The 20,455-nt window shown below is 61.7% G+C and carries 16 protein-coding genes, 1 tRNA gene and 1 pseudogene; 13 read left to right on the forward strand and 5 right to left on the reverse strand.

Translation table 11 applies throughout. The annotated features are described in order from the left end of the window. Positions 1 to 196 precede the first annotated feature (196 nt). Positions 197 to 273 (reverse strand) — tRNA-Arg (locus tag AC07T0_RS20965). A 397-nt stretch (positions 274 to 670) separates the two neighbouring features. Here AC07T0_RS20965 and gabD point away from each other — a divergent pair. The 3 genes from gabD (at position 671) to AC07T0_RS20980 (ending at position 4,915) form a co-directional block, all read left to right on the forward strand. Further along, on the forward strand, positions 671 to 2,113 hold the full coding sequence (gabD, locus tag AC07T0_RS20970) for an NADP-dependent succinate-semialdehyde dehydrogenase (protein WP_495003017.1): 1,443 nt from the start codon (positions 671 to 673) through the stop codon (positions 2,111 to 2,113). 174 nt (positions 2,114 to 2,287) lie between these two features. Then, positions 2,288 to 3,571 carry a 4-aminobutyrate--2-oxoglutarate transaminase gene (gene gabT, locus AC07T0_RS20975; protein ID WP_495003018.1) on the forward strand — a complete coding sequence of 428 codons (1,284 nt, stop codon included), beginning with the start codon at positions 2,288 to 2,290 and terminating at the stop codon, positions 3,569 to 3,571. Positions 3,572 to 3,703: 132 nt separating this feature from the next. Beyond that, a complete protein-coding gene (locus tag AC07T0_RS20980; RefSeq protein ID WP_495003019.1) occupies positions 3,704 to 4,915 on the forward strand; it encodes an HDOD domain-containing protein in 1,212 nt (403 codons plus the stop codon). Between the two features lie 174 nt (positions 4,916 to 5,089). Here the strand turns inward: AC07T0_RS20980 and AC07T0_RS20985 are convergent, their stop codons facing one another. Then, entirely contained in the window at positions 5,090 to 6,079 is a 990-nt protein-coding gene (locus AC07T0_RS20985) for a GGDEF domain-containing protein (RefSeq protein ID WP_495003020.1), read from the reverse strand. A 147-nt stretch (positions 6,080 to 6,226) separates the two neighbouring features. After that, positions 6,227 to 7,411 (reverse strand): delta-9 fatty acid desaturase DesA, encoded by a 1,185-nt coding sequence (gene desA, locus AC07T0_RS20990; protein WP_495003021.1) that lies wholly within the window; start codon positions 7,409 to 7,411, stop codon positions 6,227 to 6,229. A 167-nt stretch (positions 7,412 to 7,578) separates the two neighbouring features. Here desA and dibA point away from each other — a divergent pair, with 167 nt between their 5' ends. From dibA to AC07T0_RS21035, 9 genes and pseudogenes are all read left to right on the forward strand, one after another. Next, positions 7,579 to 9,498: a phosphodiesterase DibA gene (gene dibA / locus AC07T0_RS20995; RefSeq protein WP_495003022.1), complete on the forward strand. Its 1,920-nt coding sequence runs from the start codon at positions 7,579 to 7,581 to the stop codon at positions 9,496 to 9,498. Positions 9,499 to 9,835: 337 nt separating this feature from the next. Further along, complete coding sequence (oscA, locus tag AC07T0_RS21000) at positions 9,836 to 10,018, forward strand: sulfur starvation response protein OscA (RefSeq protein WP_040071968.1); 183 nt, start codon at positions 9,836 to 9,838, stop codon at positions 10,016 to 10,018. Between the two features lie 156 nt (positions 10,019 to 10,174). Further along, positions 10,175 to 11,185 carry a sulfate ABC transporter substrate-binding protein gene (locus tag AC07T0_RS21005; protein WP_495003023.1) on the forward strand — a complete coding sequence of 337 codons (1,011 nt, stop codon included), beginning with the start codon at positions 10,175 to 10,177 and terminating at the stop codon, positions 11,183 to 11,185. A gap of 70 nt (positions 11,186 to 11,255) precedes the next feature. Further along, positions 11,256 to 12,074 carry a sulfate ABC transporter permease subunit CysT gene (gene cysT / locus AC07T0_RS21010; protein ID WP_495003024.1) on the forward strand — a complete coding sequence of 273 codons (819 nt, stop codon included), beginning with the start codon at positions 11,256 to 11,258 and terminating at the stop codon, positions 12,072 to 12,074. A gap of 13 nt (positions 12,075 to 12,087) precedes the next feature. Then, the gene (gene cysW, locus AC07T0_RS21015) at positions 12,088 to 12,960 is read left to right on the forward strand and encodes a sulfate ABC transporter permease subunit CysW (RefSeq protein ID WP_495003025.1); all 873 of its coding nucleotides are present in this window, start codon (positions 12,088 to 12,090) and stop codon (positions 12,958 to 12,960) included. A gap of 3 nt (positions 12,961 to 12,963) precedes the next feature. After that, the gene (locus AC07T0_RS21020; RefSeq protein WP_495003026.1) at positions 12,964 to 13,953 is read left to right on the forward strand and encodes a sulfate/molybdate ABC transporter ATP-binding protein; all 990 of its coding nucleotides are present in this window, start codon (positions 12,964 to 12,966) and stop codon (positions 13,951 to 13,953) included. Positions 13,954 to 14,224: 271 nt separating this feature from the next. After that, positions 14,225 to 15,598 (forward strand): cytochrome C, encoded by a 1,374-nt coding sequence (locus AC07T0_RS21025; protein WP_495003027.1) that lies wholly within the window; start codon positions 14,225 to 14,227, stop codon positions 15,596 to 15,598. Further along, a complete protein-coding gene (locus tag AC07T0_RS21030; protein ID WP_495003028.1) occupies positions 15,595 to 16,107 on the forward strand; it encodes a sorbitol dehydrogenase in 513 nt (170 codons plus the stop codon). Before AC07T0_RS21025 ends, AC07T0_RS21030 begins: the two co-directional genes overlap by 4 nt. Then, positions 16,104 to 17,957: pseudogene (locus AC07T0_RS21035) on the forward strand (GMC family oxidoreductase); the annotation flags it as partial. The gene AC07T0_RS21030 and the pseudogene AC07T0_RS21035, both read left to right, overlap by 4 nt. 80 nt (positions 17,958 to 18,037) lie before the next feature. On the opposite strand, the gene AC07T0_RS21040 reads toward AC07T0_RS21035, so the two are convergent. Beyond that, on the reverse strand, positions 18,038 to 18,562 hold the full coding sequence (locus AC07T0_RS21040; protein WP_495003029.1) for an Mpo1 family 2-hydroxy fatty acid dioxygenase: 525 nt from the start codon (positions 18,560 to 18,562) through the stop codon (positions 18,038 to 18,040). Positions 18,563 to 18,648: 86 nt separating this feature from the next. Between AC07T0_RS21040 and AC07T0_RS21045 the strand changes: the two genes are divergently transcribed. Further along, positions 18,649 to 19,335 (forward strand): Crp/Fnr family transcriptional regulator, encoded by a 687-nt coding sequence (locus AC07T0_RS21045; protein WP_495003030.1) that lies wholly within the window; start codon positions 18,649 to 18,651, stop codon positions 19,333 to 19,335. Positions 19,336 to 19,354: 19 nt separating this feature from the next. Here AC07T0_RS21045 and AC07T0_RS21050 read toward each other — a convergent pair whose 3' ends face one another. After that, the gene (locus AC07T0_RS21050; protein ID WP_495003031.1) at positions 19,355 to 20,359 is read right to left on the reverse strand and encodes an AraC family transcriptional regulator; all 1,005 of its coding nucleotides are present in this window, start codon (positions 20,357 to 20,359) and stop codon (positions 19,355 to 19,357) included. Positions 20,360 to 20,455 lie beyond the last annotated feature (96 nt).

Consider the following 20,455-nt stretch of genomic DNA (forward strand, 5'->3'; position numbering starts at 1 on the left):
ATGCGGGTGTTTAAATTGCACCTGACATCTGAGCCTGGTAATTCGGCTAGGCGAGACGTACCGATATCGACGAGCCATTCATAGGCAAACTGATTGAAGTTCTAGACCAAGAGGCTGATCAGTGGCTGTCCCGGCCGACCCGGGCCCGAAAACAAAAATGCCCCGGATCAACGATCCGGGGCATTTTATTTGCAGATGGTGCACCAGGCGGGATTCGAACCCACGACCCCTGCCTTCGGAGGGCAGTACTCTATCCAGCTGAGCTACTGGTGCTTATGCGGGCGACATCATACCCATGTCAGCCCGGGGCGTCCATTCAGGTTTTGTCGGGAAATTCTCTTTGTGGATTTTCTCCGACTGAGCGCCCCGTCCTGGCGACTTCGAAAGGGCGCGCGAAGGCCCGAGCTTCACGTTGATCAGAAAAAACCGGCAAAAGCGCCATTTTCGTTCTTTTTTTCGAACAGACTATTGTCCTTTACCCCCATTGATCCTAGGATTCGTTTGAGATTTCAAACGCTCTTGTCTGGGTGCTGAACCGCACATCGATCTCATGTGCGCTATTTATGTGCTTCGGCCCGGTGAATGAATTTCCTGACGGCAGCCCTCAAGGCGCCTTTCTACAATCAATAATTCGCTCCGCGCATGCGCGGTGCTGTTAAGGAAAGCCTACATGCAGCTCAAAGACACCCAGTTGTTCCGCCAGCAAGCCTTCATTGATGGGGCTTGGGTCGATGCGGACAATGGTCAGACGATCAAGGTCAACAATCCGGCCACCGGCGAAATCCTCGGCACCGTGCCAAAAATGGGCGCCGCCGAAACCCGTCGTGCCATCGAAGCCGCTGACAAGGCCCTGCCGGCCTGGCGTGCCCTGACCGCCAAAGAGCGTGCGAACAAACTGCGTCGCTGGTACGAGCTGATCATCGAGAACCAGGACGATCTGGCCCGCCTGATGACCCTCGAACAAGGCAAGCCATTGGCCGAAGCCAAGGGCGAAATCGTCTATGCCGCCTCCTTCATCGAATGGTTCGCCGAAGAAGCCAAGCGCATCTACGGTGATGTGATTCCGGGCCACCAGCCGGATAAGCGCCTGATCGTGATCAAGCAGCCGATCGGCGTCACCGCCGCCATCACCCCGTGGAACTTCCCGGCTGCGATGATCACCCGTAAAGCCGGCCCGGCCCTGGCCGCCGGTTGCACCATGGTGCTCAAGCCCGCTTCGCAAACCCCGTTCTCGGCCTTCGCCCTGGCCGAACTGGCCCAACGTGCCGGGATCCCGAAAGGCGTGTTCAGCGTGGTGTCCGGTAGCGCCGGCGATATCGGCAGCGAGCTGACCAGCAACCCGATCGTGCGCAAGCTGTCCTTCACCGGTTCGACCGAAATCGGTCGTCAACTGATGGCCGAATGCGCCAAGGACATCAAGAAGGTTTCCCTGGAACTGGGCGGTAACGCTCCATTCATCGTGTTCGACGACGCGGACCTGGACAAGGCCGTCGAAGGCGCGATCATTTCCAAGTACCGCAACAATGGCCAGACCTGCGTCTGCGCCAACCGCCTGTACATCCAGGATTCGGTCTACGATGCGTTCGCCGAGAAGCTGAAAGTGGCGGTTGCCAAGCTGAAGATCGGCAACGGTCTGGAAGACGGCACCACCACCGGTCCGCTGATCGACGAGAAGGCCGTGGCCAAGGTTCAGGAACACATCGCCGACGCCCTGAGCAAAGGCGCGACCCTGCTGGCCGGCGGCAAGTCCATCGAAGGCAACTTCTTCGAGCCGACCATCCTGACCAACGTCTCCAAGGACGCCGCCGTGGCCAAGGAAGAAACCTTCGGTCCATTGGCCCCGCTGTTCCGCTTCAAAGACGAAGCCGAAGTGATCGCGATGTCCAACGACACCGAGTTCGGCCTGGCTTCCTACTTCTACGCCCGTGACCTGGGCCGGGTGTTCCGTGTGGCCGAAGCCCTGGAATACGGCATGGTCGGTGTCAACACCGGGCTGATCTCCAATGAAGTCGCGCCGTTCGGCGGCATCAAGGCGTCGGGCCTGGGCCGTGAAGGCTCCAAGTACGGCATCGAAGACTACCTGGAAATCAAATATCTCTGCCTGGGCATCTAACCCGGCAGGTGGTTCAGCGAGAGGGGCACGAGAGCGCTGCTCCTGTCGCGTTTCAAACGACACTTTAGTGTGGCCGGAACGCTGTACCAGTCGATCATCGTATGCTGGTGCAGTGGGCTCCCCGCCGCGTCATCCTTGAACCACGCCGCCCGATGAGCGGTGAATGAGGACACCATGAGCAAGACCAACGCATCCCTGATGAAACGCCGCGAAGCCGCTGTACCGCGCGGCGTCGGCCAGATCCACCCGATCTTCGCCGACCACGCGAAGAACGCCACGGTGACCGACGTCGAAGGTCGCGAGTTCATCGACTTCGCCGGCGGTATCGCCGTGCTCAACACCGGTCACCTGCACCCGAAAATCATCGCCGCGGTGACCGAGCAGTTGAACAAGCTGACTCACACCTGCTTCCAGGTCCTGGCCTACGAACCCTACGTAGAGCTGTGCGAAAAAATCAACGCCAAGGTCCCGGGTGATTTCGCCAAGAAAACCCTGCTGGTCACCACCGGTTCCGAAGCCGTGGAAAACGCCGTGAAAATCGCCCGTGCCGCCACTGGCCGCGCCGGCGTGATCGCCTTCACCGGCGCCTACCACGGTCGCACCATGATGACCCTGGGCCTGACCGGTAAAGTCGTGCCTTACTCGGCCGGCATGGGCCTGATGCCAGGCGGCATCTTCCGCGCGCTGTACCCGAACGAACTGCACGGCGTGAGCATCGACGACTCCATCGCCAGCATCGAGCGCATCTTCAAGAACGACGCCGAGCCCCGTGATATCGCCGCGATCATCATCGAGCCGGTCCAGGGCGAAGGCGGTTTCTACGTCGCGCCTAAAGCGTTTATGCAGCGCCTGCGCGCCTTGTGCGACCAGCACGGCATCCTGCTGATCGCCGACGAAGTGCAAACCGGCGCCGGTCGTACCGGTACCTTCTTCGCCATGGAGCAGATGGGCGTTGCCGCCGACCTGACCACTTTCGCCAAATCCATTGCCGGCGGCTTCCCGTTGGCCGGTGTCTGCGGCAAGGCCGAATACATGGACGCCATTGCGCCCGGCGGCCTCGGCGGCACCTACGCCGGTAGCCCGATCGCTTGCGCCGCGGCCCTGGCCGTGATGGAAGTGTTTGAGGAAGAGCACCTGCTGGATCGCTGCAAAGCGGTCGGCGAGCGCCTGGTGACCGGTCTGAAGAAGATTCAGGCCAAGTACCCGGCGGTGATCGGTGAAGTGCGGGCCCTGGGCGCGATGATCGCGATCGAGCTGTTCGAAGGCGGCGACAGCCACAAGCCGAACGCGGCCGCTGTGGCTCAGGTCGTGGCCAAGGCCCGTGACAAGGGCCTGATCCTGCTGTCCTGCGGCACCTACGGCAACGTGTTGCGCGTACTGGTTCCGCTGACCTCGCCGGACGAGCAGTTGGACAAAGGCCTGGCAATCATCGAAGAGTGCTTCGCTGAACTCGCCTGAGTTGTGACTCGATAGACAAAAAGACCCGCTTCGGCGGGTTTTTTTGTTTCACGGCGGCGTAATAGTGGCTTTTGGCTGTATCTGCCTGCGTGTATTGACTAATGTGTCAGGATTGCTCTCGGAGAGTGCTTGATGACTGCTGTGGATTTACCCGCTGTACCCCGTGTGTTGATTGTCGAGGCGGAGCCTTGGTCACGGGACCTGTTGAAGCAGGTGCTGTTGAACGTGCGTTGTGATGCCCGATTGGAAATCTGTGCTGATGGCCACCACGCGCTTGAGTTGCTCAGCGAGCAAGCCTTCGATCTGGTGATTGCGGACTGGGAGTTGCCGGGTGTCGATGGCCTGAGCCTGCTGCGCGGCCTGCGTCAGAAAAAACGCACTCCGCCACTGCCGTTCATTCTGGTGGGCTCGCGTAACGACGTGGCCAGCGTGCGGGAAATCCTGCCGCTGCAACCGACGGCTTACCTGACCAAACCGCTGAATATGGAGAGCCTGACCCAGCGCCTGCAGGATCTGTTGCTGGATGCAGGACAGGCGGTCTCGTGCGAAATTCCGGCCCTGGTACCGGGCATGACCGTGGCGAAGTTTCTCGAACGCCGTCGCGAGGAGTCGGACGGTGCGCCGCTGATGGCGGATGTACAGGTGGCGGTCAACCGCAGCCTCAATCCCGGCGGCCTTGACCTGAAGCTGCTGGAGCAGGAAATCCGCACCGACCCGCAAATCACCGCCGTGCTGATCGCGGCAGCCAACAGTGCGGCCCAGCATCATGGCAGTGCGGTGCAGACTCTGGCCCAGGCGTTGCAACGGCTCGGTGCGGCGCAGAGCATGAACCTGATCCTCGGCCTGACTCTCAAGCGCAGTGCCCGGCTCAGTGATGCGGCCCTGGGTGACTACGCCGAGCGTTACTGGGAGTTGTCGCTGCACACGGCCGAATATGGCTACTCCCTGGCGCGCTTGCTCGATCTGGATCAGGAGCGTTGTTATTGCGCCGGGTTGTTGCATCGTCTGGGTGACCTGGCCTTGTTGCGGTGTTTGCAGGAGTGGCTGAGCGCGGGCGGTGAGCTGGATGATGAACTGATCGGCGAATCGCTCTATGCCCTTGGCGCCGGCTTCGGTTCGGCGCTGCGCACGCGCTGGCGTCTGCCGCTGGAGTTGCGGGAGCTGATTGCGGCGGTCTATCAGCTCGGTGGCGGGGTTTACTCGCGCGAGGCCCTGGTGATGAACCTGGCGGCGCAAATGGCGCGGCTGACGCCCCATGAGGGCGTTGAAGAAATCGCCAAGAGCCGCACGGCGCGCTTGCTCAAAGTCGGGTTGCCGGAGTTGATGCGTTTGCGCAAAAACTGATGATCCCCCGCCTCCGGGTTGTACACATAACCCTGTAGGAGCCGGCTTGCCGGCGATGGCGGCCGTGAGATCAATGCAAGGCTTGCTGGCCTCATCGCCGGCAAGCCGGCCCCCACAGTGATTGCGTTGACCGGCGTTGCGAGTCCAGGGGCAAGACGGCCTCTACAACGGGGGTTACGCCAGTACGATCTGGTTCTTGCCCTGGCGCTTGGCCTGGTACATCGCGCTGTCCGCCCGGGCGAACAGCGGATCGAGGCTCTCGTCCTCCGGCGTCAGGCTGGTCAGGCCCTGGCTGACGGTAACGCCGAAGCCTTTGCCGTCGTGGCTGAAGCTCAGGCGCTGGATCTCCCGTTGCAGGCGCTCGGCGATCTGCCGGGCCATCTCCGGTGCGCAGCCGGGCAGCAGCGCGGCGAATTCTTCACCGCCAATCCGACCGAACAGATCGCCAATGCGCAGCGCACCGCGTCCGGTCTCGGCGATCCGCTGCAACACCAGGTCGCCTTCGGGGTGGCCGTAGGTGTCGTTGATCAGCTTGAAGTCATCGATGTCGAGCAGCAGGAACGCCAGGGGCGAATTCTGCAGGCGGGCCTCTTCGAAGGCGCGATGGGCACTGTCGAAAAAGTGCCGGCGGTTGCTGCTGCCGGTCAGCACATCGGTGGTGGCCAGGCGCTGCAACTCGTCTTCCAGCGCTTTCTTCTCGGTGATGTCCTCAGCGATGCCGACCACGATCACCCGTTGCCGCGGCTCGGCATGGCGACTGATGAAGCACTTGTCGCTGAGCCAGCGAATCTGCCCGTCGGCACTGATGATGCGGTACTCGCGATCCTCCACCGAACCTTTTTCCAGCACCTGGGCCAGGCTGCGCTCGGCGTAGTCGAGGTCGTCGGGGTAGATGCTGTTGCGCCATTCGCGGTAGTCGGCCAGAAGCAGGCCGGCCGAGCGGCCAAAGATCCGCTCGTAGGCGGGGCTGACATAGAGCATCTGCTGGGTATCCCAGTCCAGTGCCCAGAGCACCGCATTGACGCTGACCAGCAGGGAACTGAAGAGTTGTTCGCGTTCGCCCAGGCGGGCGACTTCCGCCTGGGCGTGCATCAAGGCCAGCAGGGTTTCAGCGGCTTTTGGCCACTGTGGGAGGGAAGGCGGTTTCGAATTCTTGTTGACCATCGGCACTCATCTCACAGGACGTGCCGACCGTTAAGGCGGCACGGCCACGCTACAACCCGCCGGGATGGCGACGTGTTTTTGAGATAGGGCCAGGGCCGCTAAGTTCCGTTTGGCACGCCCCGGGAAGGGGCGCGCCGATCAACGGTGTCAGGCAACCGAGGGACGCAACGAGTAGGTTTTCAGCTGATCGGCGAAGTCGCGCAACGACTGGATGCCGCTGGCCTCGGCTTCGTGGACCCAATCCTTGATCGCGGCAAGCATATCGTGGCCATTTGAGCTGGTCTTGACCCAGATCTGTTGCAGGGCCAGGCGTTTCTCGTAAATTACCTTGAGTGCCTGGCTATGGGCGAGCATGGTTTCGATGCGCACCTGGTGGTTTTCGCTGAGCAGGCTGGTTTCCCGCGACAGCAGGCGCTTGGCCCGGCGGAACTGATGGCGTACCGAATGATCGACCTTGGCCAGCTCCTGTTGCACCAGCGGGGCGATCACCAGCTTGCGGTACTGGGCCATGATCTGGAAGCGATTGTTGAGGATCGCCATGGCCGTGTCCATGTCCAGGTGACCCTTGCCTTCGACCCGGTGGGCGATGGGCGCGACACGTTGCACCTTGGCCAGTCCCAGGAAACTGAAGACCTTGATCCAGGCCCAGCCCAGGTCGAATTCCCATTTCTTGACCGACAGCTTGGCCGAGTTGGGGTAGGTATGGTGGTTATTGTGCAGCTCTTCGCCGCCGATCAGGATGCCCCAGGGCATCAGGTTGGTGGCGGCGTCACGGCATTCGAAGTTGCGATAACCGACCGCGTGGCCCAGGCCGTTGATCACGCCGGCGGCCCAGAAGGGAATCCACATCATCTGGATGGCCCAGACGGTGATGCCGATGGCGCCGAACAGCAGCAGGTCGATCACCGCCATGAGGGCGATACCGAGCATTTTGTAGCGCGAATAGAGGCGCTGCTCGAGCCAGTCGTCCGGGCAGTTCTTGCCGTAGATGCGCAGGGTCTCGGGGTTGCTGGCCTCGGCCCGGTATAGCTCGGCACCGGTACGCAGAACCGTGGACAGGCCGAGGATCACCGGACTGTGGGGGTCGTCGACGGTTTCACATTTTGCGTGATGTTTACGGTGGATCGCGGTCCACTCGCGAGTATTCTGTGCCGTGGTCAGCCACAGCCAGAAGCGGAAAAAGTGTTTCAGGCCACCGTTGAGCTCCAGGGAGCGGTGGGCCGAATAGCGATGCAGATAGACCGTGACGCCGACAATGGTCACGTGGGTCATCAACAGGGTGACCGCCACTACTTGCCAGGCTGACAGGTCAAGAAAACCGTTGTACCACATAGGCTGTATGGCCCTCGAAAAAGTAAAGAACAGCCCGTGCATTATCACCGAGCCCACAGAGAAAACCAGTCGCTGTTTCAGATAAGAGTGGCGGGATGTTTCTTACTCTATAATTCCGGCCAATTTGTAGGGCAGTTTGGCGTTTCTAGAGGGAATTAGTACCGTTTATGTCGATTTCAAATCGCAATGCCCTGAGGTCAGGTCTGCTTTACCTGCTGCTGTCGGTCCTCTGGATCCAGCTCAGCCAGCACCTGTTGAGCAGTTTTTTCGATGACCCTGAGCAGTTGGTGCATTGGCAGATCGCTCGCGGCTACCTGTGGGTGAGTGTCAGCGCCGTGCTGATTTTCCTGATCCATGCCCGTTACCAGCGTTTCGGCCACGCCGTCCCGGACTTGAAGCCCGGGTCCGAGGATCGTGAACGCTTGCGCCAGGCCGCGGCGGTGTTCGATTGCACCCGCGAGGGGGTATTGGTCACCGACAAGGACGGTTTGATCGTCCACGTCAACCGCGCCTTTGTCGCCATTACCGGTTATCAGGAAGCCGAGGTACTGGGGGAGCGGCCGAACCTGTTCAAGTCCGGCCGGCATTCGGCGGACTTCTACCAGAAGGTCTATCAGGCGCTGGAGGCCACCGGCGAGTGGAGCGGTGAGATCTGGAACCGGCGCAAGAGCGGCGAAATCTATCCGCAGTGGCAGACGATCCGGGCGATCCACGACGATCTGGGGCAGCTCAGCCAGTATGTCGCGGTGTTTTCCGATATCAGCGCGATCAAGGACTCGCAGCACGAGCTGGCGCAACTGGCCAACTACGATCCTCTGACCGGCCTGCCCAATCGCCTGCTGTTCACCGACCGCGCCAGCCAGGCGCTGGCCTCGGCGCAGGTGCACAAGCGCGGTTGCGCCTTGCTGCTGATCGACCTGGATCACTTCAAGATCATCAACGACAGCCTCGGCCACAACATCGGCGACCAATTGCTCAAGGCGGTCGGCGAGCGCCTGCAGCAGCTGTTCGGCAGTGGCATCAGCCTGGCCCGCCTGGGCGGTGACGAGTTCGCCGTGTTGGCGGAGAACTGCCCACAGGTGGTGCAAGCGGCGGCCCTGGCACAGCGGGTGATCGAGGGTTTGAAGGAGCCGTTCCAGCTCGATGGGCATCAGTTGTTTATCAGCGCCAGTATCGGCATCAGCCTGTTCCCCAGCGATTCGTTGAATGCCGAGCAATTGCTGCGCAATGCCGACTCGGCCTTGTTCAAGGCCAAGAGCGCGGGGCGTGAAGGTTATGCCCTGTACACCGAGGAGCTGACCGCCCATGCCCAGCATCGGGTGGAAATGGCGGGTGAGTTGCGTCGGGCGCTGGAGCAGGACGAGTTGCGGGTCTATTACCAGCCGGTGCATGACCTGAGCAGCAGCCGGCTGATCGGGGTCGAAGCCCTGGTGCGCTGGGAACATCCGCAGCGCGGGTTGGTGTCGCCCGGCGAGTTTATCCCGATTGCCGAGCGCACCGGGCTGATCGCCGAGATCGACGCCTGGGTCATGCAGCAGTCCTGCCAGCAGATGTGCCAGTGGTTGCAGGACGGCGTGAAGCTGTCGTTTATCGCGGTGAACGTCTCCAGTCGTCTGTTTGCCCGGCGCGAGCTGTACCAGCAGGTGGCGAAGGTGCTCGACGACACCGGTCTGGACCCGGCGTTGTTGGAGCTGGAGGTGACCGAAAGCGCGGTGATGGACGACCCGGAGGTGGCGCTGGAGCAACTGCATCGCTTGCGCGAACTGGGGGTGAGCCTGGCGATCGACGATTTCGGCACCGGGTATTCCTCGTTGCTGCGGCTCAAGCGGCTGCCGGTGCAGAAACTCAAGATCGACCAGGGCTTCGTTGCCGGTTTGCCGTGGGACGAAGACGATGCGGCGATTGTCCGGGTGGTCATCGCCCTGGCGCAAAGCATGGGCATGCAGGTCCAGGCCGAAGGCATCGAACAGGCCGAGCAGGCGCGCTTCCTGCTTGATCAGTCCTGCGACCTGGGGCAGGGCTACTGGTTCGGACGGCCGATGCCGGCGGAGAAGCTCGATTGGTTGTGCGCGCCGGTGATTGCCTGACCGCTTGAGTCTTACGCCGTCTGTCCGGACGCCATCGCCGGCAAGCCGGCTCCCACACAGGATTTGTGCCTTCCACAAATCCCTTGTCCGGCACAGCCCCTGTTACTGGGGCTGTGCCATACGAAATCCTGCATTTGACACGATCTCCTGTAGGCGCCGGCTTGCTGGCGATCCGACGCGCAGCGGCGGCCACTCCTTGCAGTTCCCTTAATGATATTTTGGTTATATTAAAATTCTTAAATAGTATTTTTAAGAATAACTTCGCCTGTCTAAGATTGCCCTCACGCCACAAGCAGTGCCCCACTGCCGGGGCAACTCTCATTTCAGGAGCACGACCATGAGCGCATCTCTGCGTAGCGTTGACGGCCAGGACGAAGCAACCATTCTGCGTGAGATCCAGAGCGCCTTGCGCGACCTGCGTTTCGGCGCCGTCGAGATCACCGTTCACAACGCACAAGTGGTCCAGATCGAACGCAAGGAAAAATTCCGTCTGCAAAACCCGGGCAGCAAACCCAGCTGAGCCGCGCGTCTTCCTCTGTTCAATCAGCGGCGCGACTGATCACCTGCGGGCGCCATCCCATGAGCCCCGGTCAACACCAGAGCGTTCGAGCCCGAATGCGGGCCGCAAGCGCCATCAGAAAAAAGCCAATACACCCACATTTTCGGGAGTTTCAGCATGTCGTCGATTCGCCGTTACGCCCTGGCCGCGTTCGCCAGTGCCGTATTTGCCGGTTCCGCCGTTGCCAAGGATTACGAGTTGCTCAACGTGTCCTACGACCCGACCCGTGAGCTGTACCAGGACTACAACGCCGAATTCACCCGCTTCTGGAAGCAGGCCCATCCTGGCGACAATGTGAAGATCCAGCAATCCCATGGCGGTTCGGGCAAGCAAGGCCGCGCCGTGATCGACGGCCTGCGTGCCGACGTAGTGACCCTGGCCCTGGCCGGCGATATCGACGAAATCGCCAAGCTCGGCAAGACCTTGCCCGAGGACTGGCAAAAACGCCTGCCGGACGCCAGCACCCCCTACACCTCGACCATCGTGTTCCTGGTGCGCAAGGGCAACCCCAAGGGCATCAAGGACTGGGGCGACCTGCTCAAGAAAGATGTCTCGGTGATCACCCCGAACCCGAAAACCAGCGGTGGTGCGCGCTGGAACTTCCTCGCCGCCTGGGCCTACGGCCTGAAAGCCGGCGGCAGCGAAGCCAAGGCTCAGGAATACGTGAAGGCGCTGTTCAAGCACGTGCCGATCCTCGACACCGGCGCTCGCGGCTCGACCATCACCTTCGTCAACAACGGTCAGGGCGACGTGCTGCTGGCCTGGGAAAACGAAGCCTTCCTGGCCTTGAAGGAAGACGGCGGCGCCGACAAGTTCGATATCGTCGTGCCGTCCCTGTCGATCCTCGCCGAGCCACCGGTGGCCGTGGTCGACAAGAATGCCGAGAAAAAGGGCAACAGCGAGATCGCCACTGAATACCTCAAGCACCTGTACAGCCCGGCTGGCCAGGAGATCGCCGCGAAGAACTTCTACCGTCCACGGGATGAGAAGATCGCCGCCAAGTACGCCCAACAGTTCCCTAAACTGGATCTGGTGACTATCGACAAAGACTTCGGCGGCTGGAAAGCGGCCCAACCGAAGTTCTTCAATGATGGTGGCGTGTTCGACCAGATCTACACGGCGCAGTAAGCCACACTACCTGTAGGAGCCGCCGGTCGACGCTCCTACAGTGGTATCTACCCGTTAACCAAGGACTTTTATGTCGCGTCGTATCTCCCCCGTCATACCCGGCTTCGGGCTGACGCTGGGCTACACCTTGGTGTACCTCAGCCTGATCGTACTCATCCCCCTGGCGGCGATGTTTGTACATGCCGCGCAACTCACCTGGGACCAGTTCTACGCCATCATCTGCGCGCCGCGCGTGCTGGCGGCGTTGAAACTGAGCTTCGGTACCGCGCTGTACGCCGCGATCGTCAACGGCATTATCGGTACGCTGCTGGCCTGGGTGCTGGTGCGCTATACCTTTCCCGGTCGCAAGATCATCGATGCGATGATCGACCTGCCGTTCGCCTTGCCCACCGCCGTGGCCGGTATCGCGCTGACCGCGCTGTACACGCCGACAGGCCTGGTGGGGCAGTTCGCCGCCGACCTCGGTTTCAAGATCGCCTACACCCCCTTGGGCATTACCCTGGCGCTGACCTTCGTCACGCTGCCGTTCGTCGTGCGCACCGTGCAGCCGGTGCTGGCCGATATCCCCCGGGAAATCGAAGAGGCCGCCGCCTGCCTGGGGGCCAAGCCCTTGCAAGTGTTCCGCTACATCCTGGTGCCGGCGCTGCTGCCCGCCTGGTTGACCGGTTTTGCCCTGGCCTTCGCCCGCGGTGTCGGTGAGTACGGTTCGGTGATTTTCATCGCCGGCAACATGCCGATGAAAACCGAGATCCTGCCGCTGCTGATCATGGTCAAGCTCGACCAATACGACTATACCGGCGCGACCTCCATCGGCGTGCTGATGCTGGTGGTTTCCTTTGTCCTGTTGCTGCTGATCAACTTGTTGCAGCGGCGCATTGAAACCCCATAAGGAGGCGCGGAAAATGTCCCAATCGTCTATTACCGCCGCCTCGTCGGCCAACGCTGCCCGCCGTGGCAGCGCCGTTTCGCGGCGTATCCTGATCAGCCTTGGTTGGCTGATCTTTGCGCTGTTTTTACTCCTGCCACTGTTTATCGTGGTGTCCCAGGGCCTGAAACTCGGCCTGGGGGCGTTCTTCACCGCGATCTTCGAACCGGACGCCCTCTCGGCGCTGAAACTGACGGTGATCGCCGTGCTGATCTCGGTGCCACTGAACCTGGTCTTCGGGGTCAGCGCCGCCTGGTGCGTGAGCAAGTATTCGTTCCGTGGCAAGAGCATGCTGGTGACCCTGATCGACCTGCCGTTCTCGGTCTCGCCGGTGATTGCGGGTCTGGTCTACGTGCTGATGTTCGGCGCCCAGGGCTTTTTCGGCCCCTGGCTGGCGGATCACGACATCCAGATCGTCTTTGCCTTGCCGGGCATCGTCCTGGCGACCATCTTCGTCACCGTGCCTTTCGTCGCCCGGGAACTGATCCCGCTGATGCAGGAGCAGGGCACCCAGGAAGAAGAGGCCGCGCGCCTGCTGGGCGCCAACGGCTGGCAGATGTTCTGGCATGTCACCGTGCCGAACATCAAGTGGGGCCTGATCTACGGCGTGGTGCTCTGCACCGCGCGGGCGATGGGCGAGTTCGGTGCGGTGTCGGTGGTTTCCGGGCACATTCGCGGGGTGACCAATACCCTGCCGCTGCACGTCGAGATCCTCTACAACGAATACAACCACGTGGCCGCGTTCGCCGTGGCGAGCCTGTTGCTGATCCTGGCGCTCTTCATCCTGCTGCTCAAGCAGTGGAGCGAAAACCGTATCAACCGCCTGCGCGCCAGCGCCGCGGAGGAATAAGTCATGTCGATCGAAGTCCGTAATGTCAGCAAGAACTTCAATGCCTTCAAGGCCCTGGATCGCATCAATCTGGATATCCAGAGCGGCGAGCTGGTGGCCTTGCTCGGCCCGTCCGGTTGCGGCAAGACCACCTTGCTGCGGATCATCGCCGGGCTGGAAACCCCGGATGAGGGCAGTATCGTGTTCCACGGCGAAGACGTTTCCGGCCACGATGTGCGTGATCGCAACGTCGGTTTCGTGTTCCAGCACTACGCGCTGTTCCGGCATATGACGGTGTTCGACAACGTCGCCTTCGGCCTGCGCATGAAGCCGAAGAACCAGCGCCCGAACGCAAGCCAGATCGCGACCAAGGTCCATGAGCTGCTGAACATGGTGCAGCTCGATTGGCTGGCCGACCGTTACCCGGAGCAGTTGTCCGGTGGTCAGCGCCAGCGTATTGCCCTGGCCCGGGCCTTGGCGGTGGAACCCAAGGTGTTGCTGCTGGACGAACCCTTCGGCGCGCTGGATGCCAAGGTCCGCAAGGAGCTGCGGCGCTGGTTGGCGCGACTGCACGAAGATATCAACCTGACCTCGGTGTTCGTGACCCACGATCAGGAAGAAGCGATGGAAGTCGCCGACCGTATCGTGGTGATGAACAAGGGCGTGATCGAGCAGATCGGCTCACCGGGCGAGGTCTATGAGAACCCGGCCAGTGATTTCGTCTACCACTTCCTCGGTGACTCCAACCGCCTGCACCTGGGGGACGACAACCATGTGCTGTTCCGGCCCCATGAAGTGTCGCTGTCGCGCCATGAGCTGGAAGACCACCATGCCGCCGAAGTGCGCGATATCCGTCCGCTGGGTGCGACGACCCGGGTGACCTTGAAGGTTGAAGGCCAGAGCGAACTGATCGAAGCCGAAGTGGTGAAGGACCACGACAGCCTGATCGGCCTGACGCGGGGGGAAACCTTGTTCTTCAAGCCCAAGGTCTGGCAGAAACTCGCCACTCTCTGAAACGTCCGGGCGAGCCGTCGACGCTTCGATGGCTTGCCCGCTGCTGTCCGCGCTTTTCTCCTCGCGTTGGCCGGTCGGCGTGTTGCCGTGGGGCTTTCCAAAAAATACGGCTATTAGCTATTGCCTTTAGTTCATTTCGATCTAACAAGCGCTCCATGACCTTTCGAATCCTTATCTACGCTGCTGGTTATGCCAGGAGGGCGCAGTTAAAGAGTCTTTGAAGGACCGGCGTTTTACCTCCTGGTTAGCCTGATGCCAAGGAGATACACGCATGAAAATGGAAGTCTGTCGGCCCTGCCCGGCTCTGGGTGGTGCTTTGTTTTGCGCGCTGCTGAGTCCCATGACCTTCGCCGCCCCCACGTTGTCGACGCAAATTCCCTTCGATGTCACGGTGGTCACTCCACCAGCCCCTACGCTGAGCAGCCTGCAACAGGATTTCGATGTGCTGTCATGGCAGACCTTTATCGCTCTGAACTGGCCGGCATTGGAGAACGGTAATCCCAATACCGGTGTCCAGATTGGCAAGCAGGATGGCGCCACTGTCTGGGAAAGCTGGCGAGAGAGTTATCAGATCTTTCTGCCCAAGGGCCAGACCCCCGCTGGCTGGAGTGCCCCGCCGACCCTTCCCAAGGCCTGCGAGGGCCTCAAGTCCGGGCGCCTGTTGCAACAGATGGGCAAGGTCCCGGACGTGCTGGATGAGTTTATCCAGCCGTTCCAGAGTGGCCCGTTGGTGGATCAGACCGGGACTTACACCCGCAACGAGATTGTGGTGAACCAGTCGATGTTCAACGACATCACCGGCAAGGGGCTCTACAGCGTCCAGGGACAACAGGCGTTCTTCGCGGCCAACCCGCACAATCGCGTGGCGTTCAGCTGTGGCTCGAACAAGACCCGGCAAGTCGGGGCGGTCATGGTCAAGGCGTCCTGGAAGGTGCTTGACGGCAATGACCAGCGCTCGCGCTTCCATACAGTCGATGCTCTGGTCTACACCCCCGGCAACAGCGATCCGACCCATGGGCCTATCGTTGCCGAGTCCTGCAAGGCCGAGCCGGTGGGGTTGGTGGGGCTGCACATCGTGCACAAGACCGCCGGTGCGCCGCAGTGGGTCTGGTCGACCTTCGAGCACGTGGACAATGTGCCGGAAAAGACCACGCCGCTGGCGCAGCGCACAGGACCTTACCTGTTCTACAACGCAGCCAGCAACGCGCCGGTCAATCAACCGCCGCCGCGTCCCTGGAACCCGGCGGTCAAGGCCACGCCTTCGCAAATCGTGCGTGAGACCCCCTTGAGCGCGGCGACCAAGACCTTGAACAGCACCTATCAGAGCCTGCTGCGCACGGTGAATCGCAATAGTGTCTGGGCCAACTACCAGTTGATCAGCACCCAGTGGCCGACCCAACCGGCCGCCGACTGCGAGGTGCCGTCCCCGACCAACCCGCTGGGCACTCCGGCGCCGACCTTCCTGGCCAACACCACCCTGGAAACCTTTATCCAGGGCTCGGTGCCGCAGGCGTCGTCCAGTTGCATGGAATGCCATAACAACGCCACGACCCGTGTGACGCAGAACCCACGTACCGCTTTTGCCGACTTCACCTATTTGCTTGAACGTGCCCAATCCACCACGGGCACAGGGAGTAAGCCATGAGTACTGATCTGGATAATTTCATCGGTTTGTCCTCGGCCCTGCTGGGTATTTCGGCCGACAAGCTGGCGCCACCGATCGATCCCATCGCACTGGCACCGCAATTTCTGACCTACATCCGGCCCAAGCTTACGGACCGGGTGCTTACCGCGCTGCTCAGCCAGTATGCGACGCTGCTGGCCGATCATCAGACGCCTGACCAGATTGCCCAGGCGATCCTCATGAGTGGCGCACAGCCGGCTCAGACGCAAACCGCCGAGGCGGCCCGTTCGATCATGAAGCTCTGGCTGCTGGGGGTCTGGTACCAACCCTATAACGTCGGTTTCTCCAAGAAGGACCGGCAATGGGTGGTCTCTGACCTGGCCTATCAGGAGAGTTGGGCGTGGAAGGTCGCGCAGGCCCATCCCATGGGCTACAGCCAGTTCCATTTCGGTTATTGGAGTGAAACACCGCCGAGCCTGGAGGCTTTCACCGGCGTACCGGCGAGTGCAAAACAAGGAGCCTGGTCATGAGCACTGAACATGCGGATGTGGTCATCGTCGGTGCCGGCCTGGCGGGCAGCATCATCGCCTACCAGTTGGGCCTGGCTGGAGTGAAGGTCCTGGTGTTGGAGTCGGGTCCGTCGATACCGGCCAACCGCAGCGAATACATGGAGCGCTTCTATACCGCCACCCTGAAAACGCCGGAGTCGCCTTACCCGCCGGCCAGCACGCTGGAGCCTGTGCTGCACCCCGAGCTCAACCCCGCCATGCAAAACGCGCCACGGCCCACCATCGCCGATCTGATCAATGGCTGGAAGGACCCGAATATCAGTTATCTGGTACAGAAAGGTCCGCTGGCCTTCGCCAGCACCTATGAGCGCGTCGGTGGCGGCACCACCTGGCATTGGGTCGGCACCTGCCTGCGGATGCTGCCCAACGACTTCCGCCTGAAGACTCTTTACGGTGTCGGCGTCGACTGGCCGATTGGCTATGACGATTTGCAGAGCGCCTATTGCCGGGCCGAGGAGGAGATCGGTGTGTCGGCCGCGGTAGCCGACCAGGGCTACCTGGGCCTGACCTTCTCGCAAGGTTACGAGTTTCCGATGCACAGCATTCCCCTGTCACTGGTTGACGGCAGCTTTGTGCAGGCGGTACAGGGCAAGTCGTTCGCCGGCTTGCCGCTGGTGGTGAGTCCGACTCCTGCTGGCCGGAACTCCGAGCCTTATGCCGGCCGACGAGTGTGCGCGGGCAATACCAACTGCACGCCGATCTGTCCGATCCAGGCCAAGTACGATGCCACGGTGACCCTGAACAAGGCCCTGGAAACCGGCAATGTGCGGGTGCTCTACAAGACCGTGGCCAGTCGGGTGACGGTGGCGGCGGACAAGGGCATCAGCGGCATCGAATTCATCCAGTATCAACTCGGCGATGGCCCACCCACCGGTACCGGGGTGGCGACCGCGCAGCGTTATGTGATCGCCGCGCATGCCATCGAGACCCCCAAATTGTTGCTCAACTCCACCAGCACCCAGTGGCCTCACGGCGTTGCCAACAGCAGCGGGCAGGTCGGGCGCAGCCTGTCGGACCATCCGATCTATCTCGCCTGGGGGATGATGCCGGAGGGGAAATCGGTGTTCCCATATCGTGGACCGGTGTCCACCGCCGGTATCGAGAGCCTGCGCGACGGGGCGTTTCGCCGCCAGCGCGCGGCCTGGCGGATAGAGATCGGAAATGAAGGCTGGAACTGGCCGGTCGGTGACCCCTATACCACGGTTTCCGACCTGGTCGATGGCAAGAACGCCAGTAAGAGCAATCCACTGCCGGGCACCGACCAGCCAACACAGACGCTCTATGGCAGCGCGTTGATCAAGGCCCTCAACGACCGGTTGATCCGCCAGTTCCGCATCGGCTTCCTGGTGGAGCAGGTGGAAGATGATCCGGACCGTGCCAACTGCTACATCAGCCCTTCGGCCGTTTACAAGGATCGCCTGGGTATCCCGCGACCCGAGATCCACTATGACCTGTCCAACTACACCAAGGAAGGGTTCAAGCAGGCACGTATCGCCGCCAGCTACATCATCAAGGAGTTGCTGGGGGCCACCGAGCTGACCGACCTCAATCCAGACCCTGCCTTCAATGCCGGTATTTTCGACTACGAGGGCCAGCGCTACCCTTTCCAGGGGGCCGGGCACCTGATGGGCACTTACCGCATGGGCGCCGATCCGAGGACCTCGGTGGTCAACAAGGATCAGCGCAGTTGGGATCACGCCAACCTGTTCCTGGTCGGCGATGGGGTGTTCCCCAGCAGCGGGACCTCCAACCCGAGCCTGACCATCGCCGCGCTGTCGTTCCAGGCCGCCGATGTGCTGATCAAGGATCTCAAGTGAGGGGACGGGGGCAGGTCGGTTGCGGCTGAAGGATCGAACCGGAGCGAGTGCTCAGCGCTCCGGTACCCGCCGTTTCATACCGAGATATTTTTACTGCGCAAGGCGACCGGGCCTGAACGTTCCTCGATGGCGCGTTTCAAGCCCTGGCGCAGCCCGAGCAAAAACAACAACTCCGCCACCACGAACAACGGCCCGACGATCAGCCCGCTGAGATCATCGACAAACGCCGGCTTGCGCCCTTCGTAGTAATGCCCGACGAACTGGATCGCCCAGCCGATCACGAACAGGCCGATTCCGCTCGCCAACCACACCAGCGTGCTCTGTGCCGCGAGGGTTTGGCCCGCCCAAACGGATAGGCCGAGCAGCACTGTCATCAGCAGTCCGAGGTCCCGTTCCAGGCGCAGATAAAACACCGCCGCGACCACCGCCAAAAACACTGCGGGGCTGATCCCGAGCCCGGCCACCGGCCACTCCGGCCGTGACAACAACACCGCCACGGCGACCACGATCAGGGGAATGCCGATGAAGTGGCTGGCGATATTGCGCGGGTCACGGTGATAGTCGGCGTATTGACTGAGATGCTCGACGAGGTTTTTCATTGTTATTCCTCCTGTAGGGTGATGGGATCATGCCCTACGCGAAACCTTCACTCTGTCAGCTACACGACAATCGTCTCGGAGTTCTCATGGATGTATCTGCCTGGCGCTCGCGCCTGCTGACCGGACACTGGTTCAACCACCTGCCCGCTCACTTGCAGGATAGCCTGCTCGCCGCCGCCAAGGGCCGGCGCCTGACGCCCGGCCAGCGCCTGTTCCAGCGCGGCGATCCGCCGTGCGGGCTGTATGCGGTGCTGGAAGGTTCGATCAGGGTCGGGACCCTCAGCGAGAAGGGCAAGGAGGCCTTGCTCGGGGTGATCGAACTGCCTTACTGGTTCGGCGAGATTTCTCTGTTCGATGGCCTGCCACGGACCCACGATGCCTATGCTGTGGGGCATACCATTCTGTTGCAGGTGCCTCAGGATGTTTTACTCAAGCTGCTCGACGAACACCCGGAGTACTGGCGGCAGTTCGCCTTGCTGATGAGCCAGAAACTGCGCCTGACCTTTCTCGGCCTGGAACAGTTGAGCCTGATGTCGGCCCCGGCGCGCCTGGCGCACCGTCTGTTATTGATTGCCGAAGGCTACGGCGAACTGAACCGTTCGCGACAATTGATCGAGGTGTCCCAGGAGCAGTTGGCGGCGATGTTGTCGCTGTCGCGCCAGACCACCAACCAGATCCTCCAGGATTTCCAGCAGCAGGGCATCCTGCGCACCCACTATGGCGGGCTCGAGATCCTCGATCTGGAGCGCCTGCGTTCCGTGGCGAGTGAGTGAAAATCTGTTACTGGTGCGCTCAGCGCAAGCCGTCGCGAAACTGCCCCGGAGTGATCCCGGTCCAGCGCTTGAACGCCCGGCTGAAGCTGCTGGTGTCGGCAAAACCGAGCAGATAGCTGACCTCGCTCAGCGAGCACTGCGGGTCGCGCAGGTGCAGCAGTGCGAGGTTCTCCCGACATTCGTTGAGCAGGGTGTCGTAGCGCGCGCCTTCATCGGCCAGGTGCCGTTGCAGGCTGCGCAGGCTCAGGTGCAGGGTCTGGGCGATGCGTTCCGCCGACGGCTCGCCTTCCGGCAACTGAGCCTCGATGGCCTCACGCACGCGGCGCTCCCAGGTCAGCGGCTTCAATTGCGCCAGGGTGCGGTTGAGCACCGTCTCGTTGTGCTCGGCCAGTTCCGGGTTGGCATCGTCCAGGTGGCTGTCGAAATCGCTACAGGCGAACTCCAGCCGGTCCTCCTCGGCGGCGAAGAACACCGGCGCGCGGAACACCGTGTGCCAGGGCGTTGGATCGGCCGGTGCCGGGCGTCGCAGATACACCGCCAACGGCGCGTAATCGCGACCCAGGCGGTTGCGGCAGGTGCGCACATAGATCGAAACGAAGGCATCGATGGCTTCGGGGGCGGGCGCCGGGCCGTCCTTGGGCACTTGCAGGCGAAAACGATAACGTTCGCCCTCGCGGCTGAATTCCAGTTCCAGGGCATCGCTGACCACGTGGTGATAACGCACGATCCGTTCGAATACCTCGCGCAGGCTGCCGCTGGCCACCAGCGCGTAGCCGAGGGCGTGGAAAGTGGTCGGACTGACAAACCGCGAGACCCGCAAACCGATGGCCGGGTCGCCGCTGCTGGCCACGGCCAGCGCCCACAGGCGCGTGGTGGCCGACAGCGGGTAGCGGGCGTTGGGGTCGTCCATCAATTGCGGGTCGAGCCCGGCTTCGCGGCACAGGGCTGCGCTGTCGAGGCCCAGGGCGTCGAGCTGCTTGCGCAGGGCGCGGGTCCAGCTGGAGAGCGAGGTCGGTTCTGGCATGTTGGCGTATCCGGTCAACGGGTTGGCGTTCGCGGCTACGACCTTTGATGCGGCGACGGCGCAGGATACGAACATCAATAACCAAAGGATGGAATC

It is taken from the genome of Pseudomonas sp. GW821-FHT04D07 (genome assembly GCF_059420225.1).

Excerpts from the sequence above, each read along its gene's own strand:
- gabD (WP_495003017.1), top strand. The coding sequence starts at position 671 with ATGCAGCTCAAAGACACCCAGTTGTTCCGCCAGCAAGCCTTCATTGAT.
- gabT (WP_495003018.1), top strand. The coding sequence starts at position 2,288 with ATGAGCAAGACCAACGCATCCCTGATGAAACGCCGCGAAGCCGCTGTA.
- AC07T0_RS20980 (WP_495003019.1), top strand. The coding sequence starts at position 3,704 with ATGACTGCTGTGGATTTACCCGCTGTACCCCGTGTGTTGATTGTCGAG.
- AC07T0_RS20985 (WP_495003020.1), bottom strand. The coding sequence starts at position 6,079 with ATGGTCAACAAGAATTCGAAACCGCCTTCCCTCCCACAGTGGCCAAAA.
- desA (WP_495003021.1), bottom strand. The coding sequence starts at position 7,411 with ATGTGGTACAACGGTTTTCTTGACCTGTCAGCCTGGCAAGTAGTGGCG.
- dibA (WP_495003022.1), top strand. The coding sequence starts at position 7,579 with ATGTCGATTTCAAATCGCAATGCCCTGAGGTCAGGTCTGCTTTACCTG.
- oscA (WP_040071968.1), top strand. The coding sequence starts at position 9,836 with ATGAGCGCATCTCTGCGTAGCGTTGACGGCCAGGACGAAGCAACCATT.
- AC07T0_RS21005 (WP_495003023.1), top strand. The coding sequence starts at position 10,175 with ATGTCGTCGATTCGCCGTTACGCCCTGGCCGCGTTCGCCAGTGCCGTA.
- cysT (WP_495003024.1), top strand. The coding sequence starts at position 11,256 with ATGTCGCGTCGTATCTCCCCCGTCATACCCGGCTTCGGGCTGACGCTG.
- cysW (WP_495003025.1), top strand. The coding sequence starts at position 12,088 with ATGTCCCAATCGTCTATTACCGCCGCCTCGTCGGCCAACGCTGCCCGC.
- AC07T0_RS21020 (WP_495003026.1), top strand. The coding sequence starts at position 12,964 with ATGTCGATCGAAGTCCGTAATGTCAGCAAGAACTTCAATGCCTTCAAG.
- AC07T0_RS21025 (WP_495003027.1), top strand. The coding sequence starts at position 14,225 with ATGAAAATGGAAGTCTGTCGGCCCTGCCCGGCTCTGGGTGGTGCTTTG.
- AC07T0_RS21030 (WP_495003028.1), top strand. The coding sequence starts at position 15,595 with ATGAGTACTGATCTGGATAATTTCATCGGTTTGTCCTCGGCCCTGCTG.
- AC07T0_RS21040 (WP_495003029.1), bottom strand. The coding sequence starts at position 18,562 with ATGAAAAACCTCGTCGAGCATCTCAGTCAATACGCCGACTATCACCGT.
- AC07T0_RS21045 (WP_495003030.1), top strand. The coding sequence starts at position 18,649 with ATGGATGTATCTGCCTGGCGCTCGCGCCTGCTGACCGGACACTGGTTC.
- AC07T0_RS21050 (WP_495003031.1), bottom strand. The coding sequence starts at position 20,359 with ATGCCAGAACCGACCTCGCTCTCCAGCTGGACCCGCGCCCTGCGCAAG.